At 66.0% G+C, this 2,849-nt stretch carries 2 protein-coding genes; both read left to right on the plus strand.

What is annotated here, in order from left to right:
* The first annotated feature begins 189 nt into the window (after positions 1–189).
* Positions 190–1,740, plus strand: coding sequence for a response regulator (locus Q1L59_RS02945; protein WP_300327833.1), 1,551 nt, complete (start codon positions 190–192; stop codon positions 1,738–1,740).
* A 270-nt stretch (positions 1,741–2,010) separates the two neighbouring features.
* On the plus strand, positions 2,011–2,849 hold an 839-nt coding region (locus Q1L59_RS02950), incomplete at its 3' end, for a bifunctional enoyl-CoA hydratase/phosphate acetyltransferase (protein ID WP_300327836.1).

Consider the following 2,849-nt stretch of genomic DNA (forward strand, 5'->3'; position numbering starts at 1 on the left):
ACACGCAACGCGTCAAGTTCCGCTGCCATCTACCCTTTATACAGACTTCTTCATCCGATGTCCATAGGCTGCCCCTAAGCAACAGATTCTTCAGCTATTAGCCCGAAGGACAATTTCACCCTGATTGGCACTGCTGGCGATCTTGCGCTCAGCCCGCTCACCATACTCGCGGTCCTCGGCGTCTGTGCCTTGGCCGTCCCGCTGCTCGCCTCACATCGTTTCGCGCTGTATCTGCACACGCTGCCGGCACTCGCTGCCATGGCGTGCTCGCTGCTCCTGGCGGGCGATCCGGCGAGCCTCCTGCTCGTTGTGCTCGTTGCCCTCTTTGGCCTGCTTCTGCTGCACAGCGGGGCGATTTTCAATGCGCTGCTGCTCAACAGCCTGCGCCAGCGCCGTGAACACGAAACGATGGCCGGCGAGCTGAACGCGCAGCGCGACATGGCCAAGGATCTCGCGCGCCAACTTCGCGACGAGGTCGAGCAAAGGCGAGCGGCAGAGGGCGTACTCGCCGCGCAGCGGGCCAATCTCGAGGCCGTCGTCGCGCAGCACACGCGTGAGCTGACGCTGTCCAAGGAATTCGCCGAAGCAGCCCGGCGGGCGCAGAGCCGCCTGCTGGCTGACATGAGCTATGAATTGCGCCGGCCGATGAACGACATCCTGAGCATGAGCGAGCTGGCGCTCTGCCGCGCCACCGACGCCGCTCAGATCGAGGAGTTGAACGAGGCGATGCACGAGTCGCGTCACCTGCTCGAGTTGATCGACGACATCGTCGACTGGTCGCAGATCGAAGCCGAGCACCTGACGCTGGCAAACGTCGATTTCCGGCTCGGCGAACTTGTCGAACAACTCGGCGCGGTGCTGGCTGCGCGCGCGCGCGAGAACAGGGTCGTCCTGCGCATAGACGCTGACCCCGTCGTGAGCGATTGCCGGCTGCGTGGCGACCCACAGCGATTGGGGCAGATCCTGAGCACATTGACTGGCAACGCGGTCAGATTCAGCCGCCATCGATCGGTCAGCGTCGGCGTTGGCGTCGGCGAGGAGTCGGCGCAATCGGTTCGTCTGCGTTGTGCCGTGGCGGATGTCGGCATCGGCGTTCCGCTCGACGAAGGTGGGCGTTGCTTGACCGGGTTCGGCCAGGCGAATGCTTCGTTGCCGCGCCGCTACCATGGCGCTGAATTGGGACTGGCGATGTGCACGCGACTGGTCGGCCTGATGAACGGCGAGATCGGTGTCGCCAGCCGGCCGGACGACGAGGCGAGCATCTTCTGGTTTACGGTACGCTTGCCGCGGTCGGTGCAAACAGCGAGCGAGCCAGGCGGGCCCGTGCGTGCACTCGCGCGCGACGCACTGATGGCGCAGCATCGGGGTCGCGTCATCCTGCTCGCCGAGGATGAACCGCTCAATCAGATCGTTTGTCGGGAGATTCTCGAGGACGCCGGGCTGAGCGTCGCGATTGCTCCCGATGGTGAATGCGCCTTGCGCATGGCCGGCGCGGCGAAATACGACCTGATCCTGATGGATGTCCGCATGCCCAAGCTCGATGGGCTGGCCGCAACCCGGGCCATTCGCCAACTGCCGGCCATGGCGCGCGTGCCGATCGTCGCCGTGACCGCGAGCGCTTTCGCCGGTGACCGCCAGCGCTGCCTGGCGGCCGGCATGAACGACTTCGTCGCCAAGCCGCTCGTTCCCGGTGTTCTCTGCGCGACCATCCTGGCCTGGCTCGACCGCCCGTGTGGCTGACCGGACCAGGAGAGCTCGCGGCATGACGCTTTCGCGCTGGGCAGTGCGGGTGGGGTAAGCAGTGATTGATTCGCTTCTGTCCGCTTCGTCGCACGCTGGCGTCGAGGGCTCGACTGCCGCTGGCTTGCCCGCTGCATCGTCGGCGACGCGCCGACGGTCGATTGGCGGGTCGGCGGCAAGACGAGTAAGATCCCGGATGACCCGGCGGGGACAAGTGCGCTTGGCGATCAGGTCGTCCGCCGCCCACCCCCTTTGCTAGGCTACTTTCCGATGAACACAGAAACCTATCCGGACGGCGACGCTGCGCACGGCGCGGACACGCTGCAGAATCGTCCGTTCGAAGAAATCCGCATTGGTGACACGGCGAGCGTCACGCATACGCTGAGCCTGCGCGATGTGCAACTCTTCGCCGCCGTTTCCGGCGACATCAGCCCAACCCAACTCGACAGCGAACTCGACCGCCAGGTCGGCCCGGCCGAACTCAGCGCGCACGGCATGTGGCTGGGCGCGCTCGTCTCCGGTTTGCTCGGCAACCAGTTGCCGGGACCGGGAACGATCCACTGCGCTCAGGACCTCGAGTTTCTGGCGCCGGTTCCGGTCGGCGAGCAGGTCACGATCACGCTGACCGCCACCGCCAAGCACGCGGCGACCCGGCGAGTCACCTTTGCCTGCCGCGGCCTGAATGGGCGCGGCGAGACGATTATGACCGGAACCGCGCGCGTCATCGCGCCGCAGGTCAAGGTGACGATGCCGCGCCCGGAGGCAGCGCAGGTGTCGATTCAGAGCCACGACCGCTTCGAAGTGCTGGTCGAGCGCTGCCGCCATCTGCCGCCGGTGTCGGTGGCGGTTGTCCATCCCTGCGACGAATCGTCGCTCGGTGCAGCCTTGCAGGCCAGGCGGGCGGGGCTGATCGAACCGATTCTGGTGGCGCCGCTTAACCGACTGCGCGCACTGGCCGAGCAGCACCGCTTCGATCTGAGCGGCGTGCAGCAGGAGGACGCGGCGCACAGCCATGCGGCGGCTTTTCGTGCCGTCGAACTGGTGCGCCAGGGCAGGGCAGCGGCGCTGATGAAGGGTAGCCTGCATACCGACGAACTGATGGCCGAAGT

This window comes from Accumulibacter sp. (assembly GCF_029255125.1).
Taxonomy (GTDB): Bacteria; Pseudomonadota; Gammaproteobacteria; order Burkholderiales; family Rhodocyclaceae; genus Accumulibacter.